An 18,481-nucleotide genomic window follows, 5' to 3' on the forward strand; every position below is an offset into this window, starting at 1 on the left:
TCACGGCAGCGGCGGCCCTCATGCTGCCATCCGCTCCGCGGCCTCCTCGGCGTGGCCGCGCGCCTGGAAGGCGGCACGCACCGCTTCCAGCCCCTGGTCGAGCAGCGGCTGGTAGTAATCTTGGATCAGCGCCTCCACCGCCGCCGGGGTCTCCACCTGGTTGACCCTGGAACGGAACTCGGCCGAGCCCGGCAGACCCTTGGAATACCAGGCGACATGCTTGCGGGCGAGGCGGACGCCGGTCTGGCTGCCGTGGTGCGAGAGCATGTCGCGGTAATGCGCCAGCAGCACCGCCAATTGCTCGGCCAGCGCCGGCTCGGCCGGGGCGATGCCGGTGGTGAGGTATTCCGCCACCTGGCGGGGGAACCAGGGCCTTCCGTAGCAGCCGCGGCCGATCATCACCCCATCGGCGCCGGATTGCCGGAGCGCCTCGGCGGCATGTTCCGGCGTGAGAATGTCACCATTCACCAGCACCGGGATGCCGACCGCCGCCTTCACCTGCCGGACGAACCCCCAGTCGGCGGTGCCGGTATAGAGCTGCTGACGGGTGCGGCCGTGGATGGTGACCAGCCGAATGCCGCAGGCCTCGGCGATGCGGGCGAGATTCGGTGCGTTCAGCGAGGCATGGTCCCAGCCCATGCGCATCTTCAAGGTGACCGGGACCGGCACCGCCCGCACCGTCGCTTCCAGGATCGCCGCGGCGCGGCGCTCGTCGCGCATCAGCGCGCTGCCGGCCTGCTGGCCGACCGCCACCTTCTTCACCGGGCAGCCGAAGTTGATGTCAACGATGGCGGCGCCGTGGTCGACCGCCAGCTTCGCCGCCTCGGCCATCACCGCCGGCTCGCAGCCGGCGAGCTGGACCGCGGAGGGTGCGCCGAAGCCGTCGACCTCGGCCATCTTCAGGGTTTGCCGGTTCTCCCGCACCATCGCCTGGCTGGCAATCATTTCGCTGACCACCATGCCGGTGCCCTGGGCGCGGGCGAGGCGGCGGAAGGGCAGGTCGGTCACGCCCGACATCGGCGCCAGGTACACGGGCGTCGCAATTCGGATCGGGCCGACCGAAATCGGCTGCAATCGAGGCAGGAGAGCAGGGTCGGTCGGGGATTCCGGCAGGTTGATGCTCATGATTTGAGCAAAATAGTCGATGCACGGGCGCTCGGCAACGCGTCCTGCCTGCCGAGCCGCGACCAAATAAAAAAATTGCGGCGACGCAGCATGGCGCGCTCGGTCCGCCAGCGATTTCGCTCCGGCGCGGCGCTGGCCTATACCGGCGCCGATGACGATCACCGCCTTGCTCATGGCCGCCGGCCGTGGCCTGCGCTTCGGGGCCGAAAGCCCGAAGCAGTACCTGCCGCTCGCCGGCCGCCCGGTGCTGCGCCATGCCGCCGAGGCCCTGTTGGCCGGCGGTGCGGTCACCACCATCCAGCCGGTCTGCGCCGCCGGGGAGGAAGCCCGGGTGGCCGCGATCCTGGAGGGCCTCCCTGCCCTGCCCCCGGTCGCTGGCGGCGAGACCCGCCAGGCCAGCGTCCGCGCCGGGCTGGAGGCGCTGGCCGGCCGGTCCACCCCACCCGCGGTGGTGCTGGTGCATGACGCCGCCCGGCCGGTGGTGCCGCCCGGCACCATCGCAGCGCTGCTCGCCGCGCTGGAACGCGCCCCCGGCGCCATCCCTGCCCAGCCGGTGGCGGATACGCTGAAGCGCGCCGCGGATGGGGTGATCGGCGAGACGGTGCCGCGTGCCGGCCTCTATCGCGCCCAGACACCGCAGGCCTTCCGCTTCGCGCCGCTGCTGGCCGCCCATCGCGCCGCCACCGCCGAGGCGACGGACGACGCGCAGCTGCTGGAGCTGGCCGGCGCCGCCGTGGCGCTGGTGCCCGGCGCCGAGACCAATGTGAAGATCACCTTCCCGGAGGATCTGGACCGGGTGGAGGCCCTGCTGATGGCGCGCCTGATTCCCCGCGTGGGCACCGGCTTCGACGTCCACCGCATCGAGGCCGGGCGGCCGATGGTGCTGTGCGGCGTGACGGTGCCCTGCGACTTCGGCCTGGAGGGCCATTCCGACGCCGATGTCGGCATCCATGCGCTGTGCGATGCGATCTATGGCGCGCTGGCGGAAGGCGACATCGGCCGCTGGTTCCCGCCGTCCGAGATGAAGTGGAAGGATGCCGACAGCGCGCAATTCCTCCGCCATGCCGCAGGGCGGATCGCCGTGCGGGGCGGCATCCTGGCCAATGCCGATGTCACCCTGCTGTGCGAGCGACCACGCATCGGCCCGCACCGCGATGCCATGCAGGCGCGGCTGGCCGAGTTGCTGGGGGTGGAGCCTGGCCGGATCGGGGTGAAGGCAACGACCACCGAGCGCCTCGGCTTCACCGGCCGCGGCGAAGGCATCGCGGCGCAGGCCGCCGCGATGCTGCTGTTGCCGGGCTAGGGCGGATCGATGCTCCGGGGCGTTCATGCCTCGCCGCGATCCGCGCTAATCCACCCGCGCGCCTGACACCTTCACAAGCTCCGCGAACAGCGCATCCTGCTGGCCACGGAAGCTGGCGAAATCCTCCGGCGTGGTCCACCAGGCGGTCGCCGCATTGTCGTCGAAGATGCGCAGCAGATCCTCGCTCTCCAGCGCCCGCTTGGTGAGCCCCGAGAGCCGGTTCACCACCGGCAGCGGCAGCCCGGCCGGCCCGACCAGGCCTCCCCAGGAGGTGACCTCGAAGCCGGGATAGAACTCCATCATCGTGGGAACATCCGGCAATGCCTTGCTGCGGGTGGCGCCGGTCACCGCCAGCGGGCGCAGCCTCTTGTCGCGCACGGCGCCGATCGCCGTCGGGATGTTGTCGAACATCAGCTGGATCCGCCCGCCCATCAGATCGACCATCGCCGGTGCCCCGCCGCGATAGGGCGCGTGGATGATGTCGAGCCCGGCGCGCTGCTTGAACCACTCCATGGTCAGATGCGGCGTGGTGCCGGAGCCGCCGGAGCCATAGACGTAGCGGCCCGGCCGGCTGCGGATCAGCGACACCAGCTCCGGTACGCTGCGAACCGGCAGGTCATTGTTGCAGAACAGCAGGTTGGGCACCTGCCAGATGCCGGAGACGTAGGTGAAGTCGCGCGCCGGGTCATAGGGCAGGCTCGGGTAGAGCGAGGGCGCCACCGCCAGCGAGGCGACGCTGCCGAGGCCGAGGGTGTAGCCATCCGGCACCGCCTTGGCGATCGCCGCCTGGCCCACCGTGCCGCCGGCGCCGGCCCGGTTCTCGACGACGAATTGCTGGCCGGCGAGCTCGCTCATCTTGGCGCAATAGGCGCGCGAGAGGATGTCGGTGGCACCGCCCGGGACGAAGAGGTTGATGTAGCGGACGGTCTGCTGCGGATAGCCGGATTGGGCCTGCGCGGCGGTGGACAGCACCGCGACGCCTGCCCCATGCAGTATTACGCGCCGCGGCACAAGCCGGGCGCGTCCAACGGAACGGAACATGGGTAGCCTCCCTGCCCGGCTCTTTGGCGGCCGGGTGGCGACCGCATACGTCAGGCCGGAGGGGAGTGGCGCTCACCTTGCCGTGCGCGGCATTGGCCTCAGGAGGGCTTTGTGGACTCCCGCACCCAGGCGAGGAAGTCGGCATCCCCGACCACCGCCGGCAGGGCAAGGATCGCCGGCGTGGTGTAGCTGTGCAGCGTGCGAATGCGGGCGCGCAGCGCCTCGAACCGTGCCGCCGTGGTCTTGGCGACGAAGGCCGCTTCCGCTGCCTCCTCCACCCTGCCCTCCCAACGGTAGATCGCAGTGTGGCCAGGCAGGATATTGGCGCAGGCGGCCAGCCCTTCCTCGACCAGCACACGGCCGATCCGCCGCGCCTCGGCCGTGTCGGCCGCCGTCACATAGACCCAAAGGACATCATCGCCCATTTGCCGACCCATGGGATTCAGGGGCCTTCGGCCCCTGGCGGAGGGGGACCGGGGAAGGCAGTGCCTTCCCTGGAAAGGTCACGCCCGCTCCAGGATCGACACGTAATTGGCGACCGCCGCGCCGCCCATGTTGAAGATGCCGCCGACATCGGCCTTCGGCAGCTGCATCGCCCCCGCCGTGCCGGTGAGCTGCATCGCCGTCAGCACATGCATGGAAATGCCGGTGGCGCCGATCGGGTGGCCCTTCGACTTCAGCCCGCCGGAGCGGTTGACCGGCAGCCTTCCATCCGCCGCGGTCCAGCCCTCCAGCGCCGCCCGCGCTCCCTGGCCTTCCGGCGTCAGCCCCATCGCCTCGTATTCCAGCAGCTCGGCGATGGTGAAGCAGTCATGCGTCTCGACGAAGGAGAGGTCGGTCACGGCACCAAGCCCGGCCTGGTCGAGAGCGCGCTTCCAGGCCTCACGCGGGCCCTCGAAGCGGATGATGTCGCGGGCGGCGATCGGCAGATGGTCGTTCACCTGCACCGCCGCGCGGAAGCGGACCGCCTTCTGCATCGCCTTCGCCGTCTCGGCATCGGTGATCACCAGCGCCGCGGCGCCGTCCGAGACCAGGCTGCAATCGGTGCGCTTCAGCGGCGGGGCGACGAAGGGGTTCTTCTCGCTCTCGGCGCGGCAGAAGGCGTAGCCCAGGTCCTTGCGCATCTGCGCCCAGGGGTTGTCGACGCCATTCTTGTGATTCTTCGCGGCGATCGCCGCCAGCGCATCGGACTGGTCGCCATGGCGCTGGAAATAGCTCTCGGCGATGCGGCCGAAGACGCCGGCGAAGCCGCCCTGGATGTCCTGCTCGGTCTTGCGGTAGCTGGCGTTCAGCAGGATCTCGCCGACCTGGGCGCCCGGCGTCGCGGTCATCTTCTCGGCGCCGAGGACGAGGGCGAAGCGACCGCGCTTCGCCGCCAGGAAATCCAGGGCGCCATGGATCGCGGCGGTGCCGGTGGCGCAGGCGTTCTCGTAGCGGGTGATCGGCTTGAACCGCAGTTCCGGCACACTCTGCAGGATCAGCGAGGAGGGAAAGCCCTGGTTGGTGAAGCCCTCGCCGAAGACGCCGACGAAGCCGGCGTCGATCTCGGCGGGGGTGATCCCGGCATCCTCGATGGCGGCGCGGCCAACGCGGGCCAAAAGGGATTCCAGATCAGGCTCCTCCAGCCGGCCGAAGGGCGTATGTGCCCAGCCGATGATGCAGGCTTCCGGCGCCGCCACGGTGGTCTCGGGCATGGGGGTCCTCCTCCGCTTCTGGCCCGGAAGATAGGCAGCCGGGCCGCGCCCGGCTACCGTCCTGCGCCGCCCCGTGCTTCCCTGGCCGCAAAGCTGGAGGAATGGCAATGAGCTGGCAGCCCGAACTGGATGAATTGCGCGCCCGCGAGGCAATGGCCAAGGCGATGGGTGGGCCGGAGAAGGTGGCGCGTCAGCACGCCGGCGGGCGGCTGACGGTGCGGGAACGGATCGATGCCATGCTCGATGCGCATTCCTTTCACGAGATCGGCGCCATCGCCGGCAAGGCCAGCTACGGTCCAGACGGCAGGCTGCTGGAATTCACCCCCTCCAACTGCGTGATGGGGCGCGGCCGGGTGGATGGAAGGCCGGTGGTGATCGTCGGCGATGATTTCACCGTCCGTGGCGGCAGCGCCGACGCCACTATTCGCGAGAAGCCGATCATGGCGGAGCGCATGGCGGCCGAGCTTCGCCTGCCGATCATCCGCATCATCGAAGGCTCGGGCGGCGGCGGCTCGGTCAAGACCATCGAGACCACGGGCCGCGCCAACCTGCCGGGCGGCGTCGGCGGCACCTGGCTCTATCACCACACCGGCGACAATCTCTCCCGCGTGCCGGTGGTCGCGCTCGGCCTCGGCTCGGTGGCCGGGCTCGGCGCGGCTCGCCTCGCCGCCTCGCATTTCTCGGTGATGACGAAGGAGACCTCGGCGATGTTCGTCGCCGGGCCGCCGGTGGTGAATGCGCTCGGCAACAACCTTTCTAAGGCCGAGCTTGGCGGTTGGGAGATCCAGTGCAAGGCCGGCGCCGTCGACCATGCCGTGGACAGCGAGGAGGAGGCCTTCGAGGCGGCGCGGCGGTTCCTCTCCTACCTGCCTGGCTCGGTCTTCGAACTGCCGCGGCGATTGCCGTCCGAAGATGATGCGATGCGCAGCGACGAGAGCTGGCTGTCCGTCATTCCGCGCAGTCTCAGAACGCCCTACCGCGCCCGCGCGGTGATGGAGGGGCTGATGGACCGCGGCTCGGTGTTCGAGATGGGGCGCTACTTCGGCCGCTCCGTCATCACCGCCTTCGCCCGGCTGGACGGCATGCCGGTGGCGGTGATCGCCGGCGACCCGATGTTCTACGCCGGCTCCTGGACCGCGGACGCCTGCGCGAAGATCATCCGCTTCGTCGATTTGGCGGAGACCTTCCACCTGCCGGTGGTGCATCTGATGGACTGCCCGGGCTTCATGATCGGGCTGGAGGCGGAGCAGCGCGCCACCATTCGCTGGGGCGTGCGCGCCATGGCGGCGATCAACCAATGCACCGTGCCCTGGTGCACCGTGGTGCTGCGCAATGCCTTCGGCGTCGCCGGCGCCATCCACCAGCCGGCCGGGCGCTACACCATGCGCTACGCCTGGCCCTCCGCGCGCTGGGGTAGCCTGCCGCTGGAGGGGGGGATCGAGGCGGCCTACCGCGCCGATCTCGACGCCGCCAAGGACCGCGCCGCGACGCTCGCCGAAATCGAGACCCGGCTGCAGCAGCTGCGCAGTCCGCTGCGGACGGCCGAGGCGTTCTGGGCGGAGGAGATCATCGACCCGCGGCAGACCCGCCGGCTGCTCTGCGAGTTCTCGGCGCTGGCGGAGCGGGTTCTGGAGCCGGGCCAGCGGTCGCACGGCATGCGGCCGTAACGCGGCATCGGCGGGCGCGGCGGCCGGCATTCATGCGCCAGGCGAGATCCGGACGCCCGCTATTCCCGACATTCGATGACCGGCCCACGGCAGGGCGGTTGCCGTAGGGTTGTGGCGCGGGACGAGGCCCGCGCCACCCCCCGGCACGCCGCCAAGGGCGCCGCACCGCCGCCGCCCCACGCCCTCTCGCGGCCATGGCCGCGTCACCTCCGCGGCCAATCGCCTATCCCGGCCGGGATGTCCGAACAGTACAGAGGAAACACCATGTCAGTGCTACGTCGTCATCTGCTCGGCGCTGTGGGGGCCGGCGCGGTCCTGCCGCTGTCCGGGGGCCGCGCCCAGACCGGCAACCAGCCCATCCTCCGCATCGGCGTGATGAGCGATCAATCCGGCCCCTACAGTGGCGGCGCCGGCGCCACCTCCGTCGCCTGCACCCGCCAGGCGATCGAGGAATTCGCCGCCGCCAACCCCGGCATCCGGGCCGAGGTGCTGGTCGGCGATCATCAAAACAAGGCGGATGTCGGCTCCAACATCGCCCGGCAGTGGTTCGACCGCGACGGCGTGGATGTGATCCTCGACGTCTCCAATAGCGCGGTGGCGCTGGCGGTGCATGGCATCGCCCGGGAGAAGGACCGCATTCACCTCAACTCCTCCGCCGCCACCGCCGATCTGACCGGTCGCCTCTGCTCGCCCAACACCATCCACTGGACCTATGACACCTGGATGCTGGCCAATGGCACCGGCAATGCGGTGGTGCGCACCGGCGGCGACAGCTGGTTCTTCATCGTTGCCAATTTCGCCTTCGGCCATGCGCTGGAACGCGACACGGCGGATGCGGTGCGCAAGGCTGGTGGCCGGGTACTTGGCCGCGCCGCGCATCCGGCGCCGGGCACCACGGATTTCTCCTCCTACCTGCTGCAGGCCCAGGCCAGCCGCGCCAAGGTGATCGGCCTGGCCCATGCCGGGGAGGATGGGGTCAACACCATCAAGCAGGCGGCCGAATTCGGCATCACCCGCAGTGGCCAGCAGCGGCTGGCGGCGCTGCTGCTCTACATCAACGATGTCCATGCCATCGGCCTGCCCACCGCCCAGGGGCTCCTGCTGACCGAAAGCTTCTATTGGGACCTGAACGACCGCACTCGCGCCTTTACCCAGCGGGTGCTGCCGAAGACCGGCGGACAGCGGCCGAATATGGCCCAGGCCGGCTGCTATTCGGCGACCATGCATTATTTGAAGGCCGCGGCGGGGATGGGCGTCGCCGAGGCAAAGCGCAGCGGCGCCGCCACCATCGCGCGGATGAAGGCAATGCCGACCGATGACGATGTCTTCGGCGCAGGCCGCATTCGCCCGGATGGCCGCAAGCTGCACCCGGTCTATTTGTTCCGGGTGAAGCGCCCGGAGGAAAGCCGTGGCCCCTGGGATTATTATGCGCTTCAGGCCACCACTGGCACCGAGGAAGCATTCCGGCCGGAGGCCGAAGGTGGCTGCGCGCTGGTCGCCGGCTGAACCGCTGGGGCCTGGCGCGGCTGGCGCGCCGGGCTCCGGCCTATTCCGCCCGGATCCCGGCGCCCTGAATCATTTTGAATTGGGAATTACTAATGTAAGCTCGGTGCTTTGCCTCCAGGCCCCCATCGGGGAGACGATCGCCCCCCTGGACCCGCCGTTATTTATGGGCGTGCCGTTCCAACAGCCGACTCACGGCAGGGTCCGGGGCCGAGCCTCGGCCCCGGCGGCGGCCTGGGGGCAGCGCCCCCAAAACTTTACGCCTTGGGGTTTCCATTCGACACTCCCGCTCGCCCTCGGGAAGTCCCCCGCATGCACCGCCCTTCCCTTCTATCCCTGCTCACGGCGCCCGGCGCCCGGGCGCAGCCGCGCCATCCCATCCGCATCCTGGTCGGCTCCGCCGCCGGGCACATCCGCCGCGACCGCGCCTGCTGGGCAGGCGTCGCCGCTGCGGGCAATATCCGCGCCGACTGAACAGGATTCCGCAATGGCCGCGCCGCTTTCCCTCGGGATCGACATCGGGGGCACCTTCACCGATCTGGTCGTGCTCGACCCGCGCGATGGCAGGGCGGTGATCTGGAAGGAGAGCACCACCCCGGACGACCCGGCCTGCGGCGCCATGGAAGGCACGCGGCAGGTGCTGGCCAAGGCCGGCGTGGCGCCCGGTGCGATCGGCCGCGTGGTGCATGCGACGACGCTCTTCACCAATGCGCTGATCGAGCGCAAGGGCGCGAAGACCGGGCTGCTGACCACGGCTGGCTTCCGCGACACGCTGGAGATCGGGCGGGAGCGGAAATACGAGCTCTACGATCTGTTCATCGAGATGCCGAAGCCGCTGGTCCCCCGCCCCTGGCGGCGCGAGGCGCGCGAACGGCTGGCGCCGGACGGCAGGGTGGAGGTACCGCTCGACCTCGATGCCGCGCTGCGCGAGGTGGAGGCGCTGGTGGCGGCCGGCGTCGAGAGCCTCGCCGTGGTATTCCTGCACGCCTATGCCAATCCGGCGCATGAGCGCGCGGTGGCCGAGGCGGTGGCGCGGCGCTTCCCGGGACTGTCGGTCTCGCTGTCTTCGGCTATCGCGCCGGAGATCCGCGAATATCCGCGCGCCAGCACCACCGTCGCCAACGCCTATGTGCGGCCGATGGCGGAGACCTACCTGGAACGGCTGGAGGGCGCGCTGCGCGCCGCCGGCATCCCCGGCCGGCTGTTCCTGATGCTGTCGAACGGCGGGCTGACGCATGTCGAGGAAGCGAAGCGCGCCCCCGTCCAATTGCTGGAAAGCGGCCCCGCCGCCGGGGCGCTGGCCGGCGCCTGGTTCGGCCGCAATGCCGGGCTCGGCCGGGTGCTGGCCTTCGACATGGGCGGCACCACGGCCAAGCTGGCGCTGGTCGATGATGGCGAGCCGCTGGTCGCCTGGGGGTTCGAGGCGGCGCGGGAGAAGCGGTTCCTGCGCGGCTCCGGCCTGCCGATCCAGATCGCCACGGTGGAGCTGATCGAGATCGGCGCCGGCGGCGGCAGCATCGCCCGGCGCAGCGGGCTCGGCACCCTGAACGTCGGGCCGGAGAGCAGCGGCGCCCAACCGGGTCCGGCCTGCTACGGCCGCGGCGGCACCGAGCCGACGGTGACGGATGCCGACCTCGCCCTCGGCTATCTGAATGCCGATTTCTTCCTGGGCGGCGCCATGCGGATCGACGCGGCGGCGGCGGGGGTGGCGCTGGATGGGCTGGCCGGGGCGTTGGGCGTGCCGGCGGAGCGCGCCGCCTTCGGCGTGCATGATGTGGTGAACGAGAACATGGCCGGCGCCGCCCGGGTGGCGATCGCCGAGCGCGGCCGCATCCCGGCGGAGTATGCGCTGCTGGCCACCGGCGGCGCAGCGCCGGTGCATGCCTGGCATGTCGCCCGCAAGCTGGGCGTCACCCGCGTCGCCTGCCCGCCGGGTGCGGGGGCCGGCAGCACCATCGGCATGCTGATGGCGCCGGCCCGGGTCGATCGCGTCGCCAGCTTCAACGCGCCCCTCGCCGGCGCGGATTACGCCGCGGCGGAGGCGATCTTCCGGGGCCTGGAGGCGGAGGCGCTCTCGGTGCTGCGGGAAACCGGTGCCGAGGCAGAAGGCCGGGTGGTCCGGCGCTTCGCCGACATGCGCTACATCGGTCAAGGTAGCGAGATCACCGTAGCCCTGCCCGATACCCTGGCCGAGGCGCCGGTGCGTGAGGCCTTCGAGGAGGCCTACCGGCAGCTCTTCGCCCGTACGCCGCCGGGCGCTGCGGCGCAGTTCGTGGCGCTCCGCCTCTCGCTGACCGCACCGATGCCCGGCGCCGGCGGCAGCCTCGCCCTGCCGAAGCATGCTGGCGGCGCGGCGCTGAAGGGCAGGCGCGCGGTCTTCTTCCCCGATGCCGGCGCGACCCTGCCGGCGGCGGTCTACGACCGCTATGCCCTGGCGCCCGGCGCCGAGGTCGCCGGCCCCGCGGTGTTCGAGGAAGACGAGAGCACCTTCATCATCGGCCCCGGCGCCACGGCCCGCGTCCTGGCCGATGGCACCATCCTGGCGGAGATCGCGTAATGGCCCGGAGCTTCGATGCGGTCGAGCTGGAGCTGCTCTGGCGCCGGCTGATCTCGCTGGTGGATGAAGCGGCGGCGGCGCTGGTGCGGACCAGCTTCTCCACCCTGGTGCGGGAGAGCTATGATTTCTCCTGCATCGTCACCGATGCGCGCGGCCAGTCGCTGGTGCAGGCGACCGAGAGCATCCCGAGCTTCATCGGCACCCTGCCGGAGACGGTGAAGCATTTCCTGAAGGCCTATCCGCCGGAGGCGCTGGAGCCCGGCGACGTGCTGATCACCAACGACATCTGGCTCGGCACCGGGCATCTGCCCGACATCACCGTGGCGAAGCCGATCTTCCTCGATGGCCGCCTGGTGGCCTTCAGCGCCAGCACCGCGCATTCCCCCGACATCGGCGGCAAGATCCGCAGCCCTGAGCCGCGCGAGGTGTTCGAGGAAGGCTTGCAGATCCCGCCGCTCAAGCTGATGCGCCGCGGCACGGCGGATGAGACGCTGGTTGCCATGATCCGCAAGAACGTCCGCACCCCGGACCAGACGCTGGGCGACCTCTGGGCCCAGGTGGTGGCGCTGGATCTGATGGAGGACCGGCTGCTCGGGCTGATGCGGAACTACGGCCTGCCTGACCTGACCGATCTCGCCGCCGAGATCCAGGGCCGTTGCGAGGCGGCGATGCGTGAGGCGATCCGCGCCTTGCCGGATGGCACCTACCGCAGCGAGTTGCAGACCGACGGGCTGCTCGACGTGCCGGTGACCATCCGCATGGCGCTGACCATCACCGGCGACAGCATCAGCATGGATTTCACCGGCACCGATGCCCAGGTCGATCGCGCCATCAACTGCGCCTATTGCTACACCTACGCGATGTGCATGTATGGGGTAAAGGTCTGCACCAACCCCTCCCTGCCGAACAATGAGGGCGCCTGGCGGCCGATCACCGTCAGCGCGCCGCCGGGCTGCATCGTCAATCCGCAATTTCCCGCCTCGGGCGGCTCGCGCATGCTGATCGGGCATTACCTGCCGATGTTGGTCTTCGGCTGCCTTGGTCAGGTGGTGCCGGAGCGGGTGATGGCCGCCTGCGGCTCGCCCATGTGGGGCATGAACCAGTCCGGCGTGCGCGACGGCGAATCCTTCGCCAACATGTTCTTCTTCAATGGCGGCATGGGCGGCAATGTGCGGGGCGATGGGGTGACGACACTCTCCTGGCCCTCCAACGTCTCCTCCACCAGCATCGAGATCAGCGAGCACATCGCGCCGCTGCGCTTCCACCACAAGGCGTTGCGGCCGGACAGCGGCGGGCCGGGGCGGCATCGCGGCGGGCTGGGGCAGGAGATCCTGGTGGAGTCCCTCAGCGACACGCCGATCGCCGTCTCCTTCCTTGCCGAGCGCACCATCTTCCCGGCCTTCGGCATCGAGGGCGGCGCCGCCGGCGCACCGGGCGAACTCCGGATCAATGGCGAGAAGACAGACCCGAAGCGGCAATACGTGCTTGGCCGGGGCGACACCGTCATGCTGCGGACGCCGGGCGGCGGCGGCCATGGCGACCCGCGCGAGCGCGACCCGGCGGCGCTGGAGCAGGACATCGCCCAGGGCTATGTGACGGACGCCGCGCCCTACCGCGACTGAGCGCGCATCCAGGCGTCCTGCGGCGGCGTCGTCGCGGGGCTGCGCCAGCGCAGCTCGTAATAGGGCGCCATGCGCTGCCATTCGTCGGAGGCGCGGCGCAGGTCGGTGATGGCATCGGGCGAGAAATCGACCCGCAAATCGACCAGCGGATGCGCCTCGACGTGATGCACCTTCACCGCCGCTGAACGCTCCGGCAGCGGGCCATCGGCGCCGCGCTGGCCGCCGGCATCGCGGGCGCCTTCCAGCGCCCGCAGCAGGCGCTCGGCCAGCGGCTGTCCGGCGCTGCCTTCGAAGCCCGCGATCATCGCCTGCACCACGGCCTCCCCGGCCAACACATTGCCGCAGGCGACGCAGCCCCTGCCCGCCGCCTGCCCCGCCCAGCCGCGGCAATGCGGCCCGGTGTGGCCCACCGCGCGGCCGGCGGCATCGACCAGGCTGATCTGCCGCCAGGCGAAATCCGGGTCGCTGGCGCGCAGCCCTTCCATCACTTCGGGCGCCGGAAGCCCCTGCTCCAGGAGTTGGACGCCGAGCAGGCTGAGCGGCGGGCTGGCGAAGCCCTGGCTCATGATCGCGCCCCTGCCCGTCGCCGCCCGCGCCCGCGTGCCGCAGGCCAGGGAATAGGTGGCGACGGCGACGCCGACCGCGCCGGTCTCCGGGCAATGCGCGGCGATGCTAAAGGTCATGGCGTGGCTCCCTGCTCCTGCCGCATCATCATCATCCCGACAATGCCGGAGACCAACCCAGGTCGGCCACCCTGATCCGCCACGCCACCTGTTGATTGTGTGGAACGCTGCCGCCAAGGGCCACGCCTATGCGCGCGGGGCCGATCTCTGGCTGAGGGACGGCAAGGTGGCCGCCACGCCGCCGGCATGGACCACGGCCTTCTCGCTCATTGCCCGCTGCGCGGCCACCGGCCTGTTTGGCGCGGCCGTCACCACCTCCTCCATCGTGGCCCGCAGCCGCTGCGCCTTCGCCGCCGCCGGGCTGGGGCTGTGTTGCCTCAGCACCGCACTGACCCTCGGCTTGGGGAATGGAGGCTGTGGAGGCCCCCGGCGGCGGGCATGGCGAGGTCACCTCTGCCAGCCTGCTGGCGGTCTGGCGGGAGATGTTTCCCTATCTCGGCTTGCAGGTCGAAGGCCATGGTACACTGGCGACGGTGCCAGCGCTGCGGGTCGAGCATGCGCCGCTGGCCGAGAAGAACCCCGTGCAACGCTCCGGCCCTGGATACCCCGGCGGTGACCTGACGCCGGGCCGGGCTGAACTCCCCTCCGCGCCGGCCGTTGCTGCCGGGGAAAGTGGGAGTTCGGCGCATGAGCATCTTCGGCAGCATCTGGGAGAAGATCACCGGCCGGGCCAAGGCCGAGACCGGCAGCACGCAGGGCGGCCCGGCTACCGGCGGTGGCGCGGCCGCGCCGCAGGGCGACCGGCCGGCCCCATCGCCGGACGCGGCGCCGGCCCGGATGCAGGCGGTGGATGTCGCCGCCATCATGGACGGGCTGGCGCGGGAGAACCCGCAGAGGCTCGACTGGCGGCACTCGATCGTCGACCTGATGAAGCTGCTCGGGCTCGACAGCAGCCAGACCGCGCGGCGCGAATTGGCGCAGGAGTTGCACTACAGCGGCGATCCATCGGACAGCGCGGCGATGAACATGTGGCTGCACCGCCAAGTGATGCAGAAGCTGGCGGAGAATGGCGGCAAGGTACCGGAGGATCTGCGGCGCTAGCGGCCCGGTCCTGGCACCCGATCCCGGGCGCCAGGGGTTCGGCCTTCCAGCCGGCTGGCGCCATGGTCCGGCCCCTGGAGGGAGGATCAAGCCATGGCGCCACCTTCGCCCGCGGAGACTCTGCGGCGCTGGTTCGAGGAGGTCTGGAACCGGCGCGACCCAAGCCGGGTGGAACGTTATTTCGCCCCGGATACGCTGCTGCACTCGCTCGGCGACAGCGGCACGGATATTGTCGGCCCGGAAGCCTTCAAGGCCTTCCTGCAGCGCTACCTCGACAGCTTTTCCGATATTGCCATCACCGTGCATGAGGTGGTCGAGGCCGGCTCGATGGTGGCCGGGCGCTGGACCGCGAGCATGACCCACACCGGCGACGGCCTCGGCATTCCGCCGACCGGGCGCCGCGTGACCATCACCGGCATGTCGCTGGCCAGGATCGAGGACGGGACGATCCGCGAGGCCTGGGATGAGTGGGACCGGCTGGGGCTGGCGCGGGCGCTCGGGACCATCCCGGGTTGAGCCGGTGCGGCCCGTATTGATGTCAATGACCCAGTGCTTGGCCGGTCCGAGCGTGCTTCTTCGCGCCGCTCAGTGGCGCGGAGCCAAGGCCTGCGGATGCGGGCCGCCCGGCGTTTGAGACGCTTTGGAACTATCGGTTCGCCGCCTTGTGGGTGCCGACGTTCTCATGCCACTCCACCGGCAGGCCGTCCCAGCTGGTGATCTGCTTGCCCGGCCATTTGCGCCGGACATAGACGTGGAAGCCATCCGCGGTAGCCTCCACATGGCCGGTCTTGCTGTCGGTCAGACGCAGGTGTTGGGCCAGCGCCTCGGCCTGTTCCTGCATGTAGCTGTCGCTCATCGCGCTGATCCTCCGGCGGGCTGGCGCCGAAACGCCCGGCGCGGAGGGCCGTTCGCCCCGGTTTCCCCTGGCGACTGGCGGCCCGTCGCCCGCCGATCATCCTGGACCGCGGCGCGGCTTGGCGCCAGATTGGCGCCTTGTCATGTGACCTCGGCGGGCAAGGGGATTGGCTGCAATGAAGACTCGCGCTGCGGTGGCCTGGGCGGCCGGCAAGCCGCTTTCGATTGAGACCATCGAGATCGGCGGGCCGCTGGCCGGCGAGGTGCTGGTCGAAGTCATGGCGACCGGCATCTGCCACACCGACCAATATACTCTCAGTGGCCGCGACCCCGAGGGGCTGTTCCCGGCCATCCTCGGCCATGAGGGTGCCGGCATCGTCCGTGAGGTGGGCGCCGGCGTCACCACGCTGAAGCCGGGTGACCATGTCATCCCGCTCTACACGCCGGAATGCCGGCAGTGCAAAACCTGCCTGTCGCGGCGGTCCAACCTCTGCACCGCGATCCGCGCCACCCAGGGCCGCGGGGTGATGCCGGACGGCACCAGCCGCTTCTCCTGCGACGGCGCGCAGATCATGCACTACATGGGCTGCTCGACCTTCGCCAATTTCACCGTGCTGCCGGAGATCGCCCTGGCCAAGGTCCGGGAAGACGCCCCCTTCGACAAGATCTGCTACATCGGCTGCGGCGTGACCACCGGAGTCGGCGCGGTGATCAACACCGCCAAGGTCTGGCCGGGCGCCAATGTCGCGGTGTTCGGCCTCGGCGGCATCGGGCTGAACGTGCTGCAAGGCGCCCGCATGGTCGGCGCCGACAAGATCATCGGCATCGACCTCAACCCGGCGCGGGAGGCGATGGCGCGGAAGTTCGGCCTGACCCATTTCATCAACCCGAGCGAGATCGGCGTCGACGAGGTGGTACAGGCGATCGTTGACCTGACCGGCGGCGGCGCCGATTTCAGCTTCGAGTGCATCGGCAACACCAAGGTCATGCGCCAGGCGCTGGAATGCACCCATCGCGGCTGGGGCGAGAGCATCATCGTTGGCGTCGCTGGTGCCGGCGAGGAGATCAGCACCCGCCCCTTCCAGCTCGTCACCGGCCGCAACTGGCGCGGCACCGCCTTCGGCGGCGCGCGTGGCCGGACCGATGTACCGCAAATCGTCGACTGGTACATGCAGGGGAAGATCGACATCGACAGCCTGATCACGCACACCATGCCGCTGGATCAGATCAATCGCGGATTCGAATTGATGGAAAAAGGCGAGAGCATCCGCTCGGTGGTGATCTACTGATGCATCGTCGAGCACTCCTTGCCGGGCTGGTCGCCGCTCCGGCGTTGGTGCAGGCGCAGCCGGCCTGGCCTGACAGACCGCTGCGCCTCGTGATCCCCTGGCCGCCGGGGGGCACCAACGACATCGTCGGCCGGCTGGTGACGGAAGCCATGGCGGCGAAGCTCGGCCAGCCGATCGTCATCGAGAATCGCGGCGGCGCCGGCGGCATGCTGGGATCGGATGTCGTCGCCAAATCCTCGCCGGACGGCTACACCCTGCTGCTCGGCGGCAGCGGCAGCCTGACCATCACCAGCCTGGTGCAGGCCCGCGTGCCCTATGACGTGGCGACGGCCTTCGCGCCGATCGGCATGATATGCCAGGGTCCCAACGTCATCGTCGTGCATCCTTCCCTGCCGGTGCGTAGCCTGAAGGAGCTGCAGGCGGTGGCGAAGGCGGCGAAGCCGCCGCTCTCCTACGCCTCCCCCGGCGTCGGCAGCACCGGCCATGCGGCGGGGGCGATGATCGCCCAGGTGCTGGGGGTGGAGATGGACCACATCCCCTATCGCGGCACCGGCCCGGCGCTGAACGACGTGCTGGCCGGGCGGATACCGGTCTTCACCAATGCGCTGGCGCCGATGCAGCCGCATGTCCAGGCCGGCTCGCTGCGGGCCCTCGCCATCGCCGGCGCCCGCCGCAGCGCCGTCATGCCCGATCTGCCGACCACGGCCGAGGAAGGCTTCCCGCAGATCGAGGCCAGCACCTGGTTCGCCCTGCTGGCCGTCGCCGGCACCCCGCCGGACCGCATCGCCCGCCTGCATGCGGTGCTTAACGAGGTGCTGGCCGAGCCGGAGATTCGCCGGAAGCTGCTGGAGGGCGGCGCCGAGGTGGAGCCGAGCGAGAGCCCGGAAGCCTTCGGCCGCTACTTTGCCGCCGACCGCGCCCGCTGGGCGCCGGTGGTGCGGGCGGCGGGGATGCGGGCCGATTGAACGGACCGGTCGGGGGCGCCTTGCCCCCGATCCACCCCGTGCCTGCCGGGCCGGGGATCAGCCTTCGATGGTGATCCTGGCCTCGCGCACCACCTTGCCCCAGCGCGCGCGCTCGGCCCTCAGGTGTTCGGCGAACCGCGCCGGGCCGTAGCCTTGCTGGCTGAAGCCGTTGCTCCGCAGCGTCTCGGCGAAGTCGCTGGTGGCCAGCACCTCGGCCACCGCGGCGTGCAGGCTCTCGGCCACCGTACCCGGCGTGCCGGGCGCCGCCAGCAGCCCGATCCAGGCATCCGCCACCACCGGCAGGCCGAGCTCGGTCAGGGTGGGAACTTCCGGCACCAGCGGGAAACGCTCGGCGGAGGCAACGCCGAGCATCACCGAACGGCTGCGCTGCGGATTGCCGACGGCGACCGGCACCACCGTGCAATCCACCTGATCGGCGGTGACGGCGAGGATCGCCGGCCCGGCGCCGCCATAGGGCACATGCGTCATGTCGATGCCGCTGGCCTGCTTCAGCATCTCACCCGCCGCATGCGAGACGGTGGCGACGCCGTAGGAGCCATAGGCCAGCCCCGGCCTTGCGGTACGGGCGCGTTCAAGGAATTGCTGAACATTGGTGACGCCGAGCCCGGGCCGCGCGATCAGCGCCATCACCGTCGTGGCCACGCCGGTCACCGGCACGAATTCCGCGGCATTGTACGGCAGCCGGGGGTTGGCGGCCGGCATGATCGTATGGGTGTCGCAGGTGGCGAAGATCAGCGCATGGCCATCGGCCGGCGCGCCGAGCAGGTTCTGGGTGGCAACCACGCCGACGCCGCCCGGCCGGTTCTCCACCACCAGCGGCTGGCCGAGCCGGTTGCCGAGCCCCTGGGCGACCAGCCGCGCCAGCATGTCGGTGGCGCCCCCCGGCGGGAAGGGCACGATGATGCGCACCGGGCGGTTCGGCCGCCATGCCGGCTGGGCGATGGCGAAGCGCGGCAGGGCCGCGGCGGCCAGGGCAAGCGGCGCCAGGCCACGGCGGGTGATGCTAGGCGACATGCGACGTTCCTCAGAGTGGTTGCCGCCAGGATGGCGGGGCCCGGCGTGCTGCACCGGGCCGGCGGACCGGAGGGCTTTATCGCATCCGCGCCGCTGCGGCC

17 protein-coding genes are annotated in these 18,481 nt (G+C 70.5%); 10 read left to right on the plus strand and 7 right to left on the minus strand.

Annotated elements, in window-relative coordinates; translation table 11 throughout:
• Nucleotides 1–18: 18 nt before the first annotated feature.
• The gene (gene dusB / locus H7965_RS21335) at nucleotides 19–1,125 is read right to left on the minus strand and encodes a tRNA dihydrouridine synthase DusB (RefSeq protein WP_186772602.1); all 1,107 of its coding nucleotides are present in this window, start codon (nucleotides 1,123–1,125) and stop codon (nucleotides 19–21) included.
• Nucleotides 1,126–1,276: 151 nt separating this feature from the next.
• Between dusB and H7965_RS21340 the strand changes: the two genes are divergently transcribed.
• Nucleotides 1,277–2,428, plus strand: coding sequence for a bifunctional 2-C-methyl-D-erythritol 4-phosphate cytidylyltransferase/2-C-methyl-D-erythritol 2,4-cyclodiphosphate synthase (locus tag H7965_RS21340; RefSeq protein ID WP_186772603.1), 1,152 nt, complete (start codon nucleotides 1,277–1,279; stop codon nucleotides 2,426–2,428).
• Nucleotides 2,429–2,473: 45 nt separating this feature from the next.
• Here the strand turns inward: H7965_RS21340 and H7965_RS21345 are convergent, their stop codons facing one another.
• From H7965_RS21345 to H7965_RS21355, 3 genes are all read right to left on the minus strand, one after another.
• A complete protein-coding gene (locus H7965_RS21345; protein WP_186772604.1) occupies nucleotides 2,474–3,469 on the minus strand; it encodes a Bug family tripartite tricarboxylate transporter substrate binding protein in 996 nt (331 codons plus the stop codon).
• A gap of 98 nt (nucleotides 3,470–3,567) precedes the next feature.
• The gene (gene cutA / locus H7965_RS21350; RefSeq protein ID WP_186772605.1) at nucleotides 3,568–3,894 is read right to left on the minus strand and encodes a divalent-cation tolerance protein CutA; all 327 of its coding nucleotides are present in this window, start codon (nucleotides 3,892–3,894) and stop codon (nucleotides 3,568–3,570) included.
• A 78-nt stretch (nucleotides 3,895–3,972) separates the two neighbouring features.
• Nucleotides 3,973–5,163, minus strand: a complete 1,191-nt coding sequence (locus H7965_RS21355) for an acetyl-CoA acetyltransferase (protein WP_186772606.1) — start codon at nucleotides 5,161–5,163, stop codon at nucleotides 3,973–3,975.
• A 107-nt stretch (nucleotides 5,164–5,270) separates the two neighbouring features.
• Between H7965_RS21355 and H7965_RS21360 the strand changes: the two genes are divergently transcribed.
• The 5 genes from H7965_RS21360 (at nucleotide 5,271) to H7965_RS21380 (ending at nucleotide 12,512) form a co-directional block, all read left to right on the plus strand.
• Nucleotides 5,271–6,830, plus strand: coding sequence for an acyl-CoA carboxylase subunit beta (locus H7965_RS21360; protein WP_186772607.1), 1,560 nt, complete (start codon nucleotides 5,271–5,273; stop codon nucleotides 6,828–6,830).
• Nucleotides 6,831–7,094: 264 nt separating this feature from the next.
• The gene (locus tag H7965_RS21365; RefSeq protein ID WP_186772608.1) at nucleotides 7,095–8,336 is read left to right on the plus strand and encodes an ABC transporter substrate-binding protein; all 1,242 of its coding nucleotides are present in this window, start codon (nucleotides 7,095–7,097) and stop codon (nucleotides 8,334–8,336) included.
• A gap of 309 nt (nucleotides 8,337–8,645) precedes the next feature.
• Entirely contained in the window at nucleotides 8,646–8,807 is a 162-nt protein-coding gene (locus H7965_RS21370; protein ID WP_186772609.1) for a hypothetical protein, read from the plus strand.
• Nucleotides 8,808–8,820: 13 nt separating this feature from the next.
• Nucleotides 8,821–10,890 (plus strand): hydantoinase/oxoprolinase family protein, encoded by a 2,070-nt coding sequence (locus H7965_RS21375; RefSeq protein WP_186772610.1) that lies wholly within the window; start codon nucleotides 8,821–8,823, stop codon nucleotides 10,888–10,890.
• The gene (locus H7965_RS21380; RefSeq protein ID WP_186772611.1) at nucleotides 10,890–12,512 is read left to right on the plus strand and encodes a hydantoinase B/oxoprolinase family protein; all 1,623 of its coding nucleotides are present in this window, start codon (nucleotides 10,890–10,892) and stop codon (nucleotides 12,510–12,512) included. Before H7965_RS21375 ends, H7965_RS21380 begins: the two co-directional genes overlap by 1 nt.
• On the opposite strand, the gene H7965_RS21385 is transcribed toward H7965_RS21380, so the two are convergent.
• A complete protein-coding gene (locus tag H7965_RS21385) occupies nucleotides 12,500–13,195 on the minus strand; it encodes a DUF1028 domain-containing protein (protein WP_186772612.1) in 696 nt (231 codons plus the stop codon). The genes H7965_RS21380 and H7965_RS21385 overlap by 13 nt on opposite strands.
• A 627-nt stretch (nucleotides 13,196–13,822) precedes the next feature.
• Between H7965_RS21385 and H7965_RS21390 the strand changes: the two genes are divergently transcribed.
• Both H7965_RS21390 and H7965_RS21395 read left to right on the plus strand, forming a co-directional pair.
• Nucleotides 13,823–14,236 carry a DUF3597 domain-containing protein gene (locus H7965_RS21390; RefSeq protein ID WP_186772613.1) on the plus strand — a complete coding sequence of 138 codons (414 nt, stop codon included), beginning with the start codon at nucleotides 13,823–13,825 and terminating at the stop codon, nucleotides 14,234–14,236.
• Between the two features lie 93 nt (nucleotides 14,237–14,329).
• Complete coding sequence (locus H7965_RS21395; protein ID WP_186772614.1) at nucleotides 14,330–14,752, plus strand: ester cyclase; 423 nt, start codon at nucleotides 14,330–14,332, stop codon at nucleotides 14,750–14,752.
• 130 nt (nucleotides 14,753–14,882) lie between these two features.
• Here the strand turns inward: H7965_RS21395 and H7965_RS21400 are convergent, their stop codons facing one another.
• A complete protein-coding gene (locus tag H7965_RS21400; protein WP_186772615.1) occupies nucleotides 14,883–15,092 on the minus strand; it encodes a hypothetical protein in 210 nt (69 codons plus the stop codon).
• Between the two features lie 175 nt (nucleotides 15,093–15,267).
• Between H7965_RS21400 and H7965_RS21405 the strand changes: the two genes are divergently transcribed.
• Nucleotides 15,268–16,380: an S-(hydroxymethyl)glutathione dehydrogenase/class III alcohol dehydrogenase gene (locus tag H7965_RS21405; RefSeq protein WP_186772616.1), complete on the plus strand. Its 1,113-nt coding sequence runs from the start codon at nucleotides 15,268–15,270 to the stop codon at nucleotides 16,378–16,380.
• Nucleotides 16,380–17,345 (plus strand): Bug family tripartite tricarboxylate transporter substrate binding protein, encoded by a 966-nt coding sequence (locus H7965_RS21410; protein ID WP_186772617.1) that lies wholly within the window; start codon nucleotides 16,380–16,382, stop codon nucleotides 17,343–17,345. Before H7965_RS21405 ends, H7965_RS21410 begins: the two co-directional genes overlap by 1 nt.
• 57 nt (nucleotides 17,346–17,402) lie before the next feature.
• On the opposite strand, the gene H7965_RS21415 is transcribed toward H7965_RS21410, so the two are convergent.
• Nucleotides 17,403–18,380 (minus strand): Bug family tripartite tricarboxylate transporter substrate binding protein, encoded by a 978-nt coding sequence (locus H7965_RS21415; RefSeq protein WP_186772618.1) that lies wholly within the window; start codon nucleotides 18,378–18,380, stop codon nucleotides 17,403–17,405.
• Between the last annotated feature and the right edge of the window lie 101 nt (nucleotides 18,381–18,481).

The organism is Siccirubricoccus deserti, from assembly GCF_014283215.1.
Lineage (GTDB): Bacteria > Pseudomonadota > Alphaproteobacteria > Acetobacterales > Acetobacteraceae > Siccirubricoccus > Siccirubricoccus deserti.